1 protein-coding gene and 2 pseudogenes are annotated in these 2,585 nt (G+C 60.4%); 2 read left to right on the plus strand and 1 reads right to left on the minus strand.

Translation table 11 applies throughout. The features are described from left to right. Nucleotides 1-344 precede the first annotated feature (344 nt). Together A2I95_RS30900 and A2I95_RS30905 are read left to right on the plus strand one after the other, a co-directional pair. Nucleotides 345-743 (plus strand): annotated as a pseudogene (locus A2I95_RS30900) (DUF3365 domain-containing protein); the annotation flags it as partial. A gap of 111 nt (nucleotides 744-854) precedes the next feature. After that, nucleotides 855-1,849, plus strand: a pseudogene (locus A2I95_RS30905) (methyl-accepting chemotaxis protein); the annotation flags it as partial. A 549-nt stretch (nucleotides 1,850-2,398) separates the two neighbouring features. Here the strand turns inward: A2I95_RS30905 and A2I95_RS30910 are convergent. Then, nucleotides 2,399-2,585 (minus strand): hypothetical protein (locus tag A2I95_RS30910; RefSeq protein WP_291735979.1); only part of this gene is annotated, 187 nt, incomplete at its 5' end.

Genomic DNA, 2,585 nt, shown 5'->3' on the forward strand with positions numbered 1-2,585 from the left:
GTATCAGCCGGAGGATATCGTGGTCTTTTTCATCCATAGCTGATTTTTCCCCTGCTTCGGCCTGAATGACAACTCGAATCCGCAAGACCGCGGGCGGCCTGCCCCCGGGGTTGGCGTTACCAGTTTCTTAGGCTTGCTGCCGAAAACTTGCCTTTGAATACACATGCCACTGCTTCCAGGATCCGGTTTGTTCCATATCCGGCCCGCCTCATGCAGCTGTGCGCAGTTGTTGCGGAGTTTTAGATGGGTATCAATCACAATTCCCTGCTGTTCAAACTGATCATCCGGTTCCGGCGGCCCTGCTCGCCTGTCTTGCAGCGGCCTGGTTCACTATCCCGCCGGCGATGGAACGCAACAGCATTGACGCCGCCCTGCAGACTGTCAATCAGATCAAGAAGATCCGCGGCTATTATATCCGCTACATCGTTAAAGATGTGGTGGTATCGCAATCCCTGCGCCCGGGGATCAATCATCAGGAAGATCCCCGCGTCATTCCGCTGCCCGCAGCCTTTGTGCATGACGTCAGCGCCTTGATGGCCGCAGAACGGAGCAGTTTCACACTCTACAGCCCCTATCCCTTTCCGGACCGCGCGGAGCGCCGGATGGACGGCTTTATGCAGGACGGGGAAACCTTCCTGCGGGTGGCCGTCGCCGACCGGATGGTGTCTGAAGTCTGCGTCAGTTGCCACAACAGCCATGCCGCCTCCCCGAAAACCGACTGGCAACTGGGCGATGTGCGCGGCATCGTCGAAGTGCTCCAGAACATCTGCAGCACCCTGGCAGCCTCTGGCGGGTTCACCCGCTATCTGCTGGCCGGGCTGGGTGTTGCCAGCACCGTGCTGCTGGCCGCCGTCCTGTTTGCCGCACGCGCTGTCACCCGGCCGGTTGCGAATATCTGCGCCAGCATGAAAGCGGTTGCAGCAGGCAATCTGAACATCACCATTGCCGAGGGCGGCCGGCAGGGCGAAATCGGCGCAATTGGCAGAACAATTGTGGAAATGCAGGGGGACCTGAAAAAGGCCCGCAACATCGAAGAGGAGCGGGCGGAAACACAGGCCCGGCAACAGCAGGTTGTGGACAGCTTGCGGACCGGGTTGTCGCGCCTGTCCAACGGCGACTTTGCCTTCCATCTGACCGAGGCCTTCCCGGAAGAACATGAAGGGTTGCGCCAGGAATTCAAACTGACCTCCGAAACGCTGAGTTCCACTGTGGCCCAGGTGATTGAGGCCGCAGGCAGCATCCGCAATGGCGCCGCTGAGATCAGCCAGGCCTCAGACGATCTGTCCCACCGCACCGAAAGCCAGGCGGCCACGCTGGAACAGACCGCCGCGGCGCTGGATGAGCTGACCGCTTCGGTGAAATCCGCCGCCGAAGGGGCCAGCAGCGTCGGAACCACCATGGAGGAGGCACGCTTGCAGGCCGAAACCAACCGCACCATTGTGCAAAATGCTGTCTCCGCCATGGCGGAGATCGAACAAAGCTCGAACCACATTTCGCAAATCCTCTGCGTGATCGACGACATCGCTTTCCAGACCAACCTTTTGGCGCTGAACGCAGGTGTCGAGGCAGCACGCGCTGGCGAGGCCGGCAAGGGTTTTCGGTGGTCGCCTCCGAGGCGCGCGCTTTGGCGCAGCGCTCATCAGACGCGGCGATGGTGGAAGAGGCCACCGCTGCCTGCCACATGCTGAACACTGATGCCGGCAAACTCGCGGAACTGGTGGCGCATTTCCGGCTAACCGGCGGCAGTACTGCCCCGGCCCCGGCAATCCCCGCTCCCCAGCCGGCGCCTTGCGCGGCTCCCGAAACCAGCAGCGGAAATGCCGCCCGCAACCTCTGGCAGGATTTCTAGCGCCCCTTGGATAACCCTGTACCCTATGGTGCCGCGTCCCGGCTGAGGCCATTGGACAGCCAGGAGACGGTTCTTCGCGGCCCGTGCGCAGGATTTAACTGCACGCCGCTCGAAAACAGCCGGGCTTTCAACAGCTATCATTGCCCCCTGCCATCGGGGCCGCAGCCAACCGCTGCGGCAGACAGGCCGATCCGTCCTGCGCCAGAAGATACGTCAAGGCCCAATCCATGAAATAGAAACATGATAGAGGCGGCCCCGCCACCGGAGCAGGCCCCGGCATGCAGGCTGCGCACCGCCGGGCCGTAGCCGAGACCGGGATACTTGCCCTGTGCACCAGGGCAAACGCCGCGCAGAAAGTCACCCAGACAATGCGGGCGCTTAGCGCAAGGGCAGCTTGAGGCCGGTGCAGTCCATACAAGATCCCCAAATTTGAATGTGTTCCTATATGACGGCTTGCGCCACCCAGGCTTGCATTTCCGTAATACATACGGTGGCAAACACGAGAATAATAAGGGAAAATACGCGATTATCGCCCAAGGGAGTTGAAATTCAAATTTGCGGCACCACAATTCCCGGAATTCCGGAAAACTTCATTTGCGATAGGCTTGCGGTACACACTTTTTCAGGACTTTCCTGATTAACACTCCTAAAGGCCCCGGCTGCAACCGGTGCGCCGCCGATAGCAGGAGACCTTCGCCAATGCCCCGGACCATGAAACTGCCGCTCAAGCTGAAAC

The organism is Leisingera sp. F5, assembly GCF_001593695.1.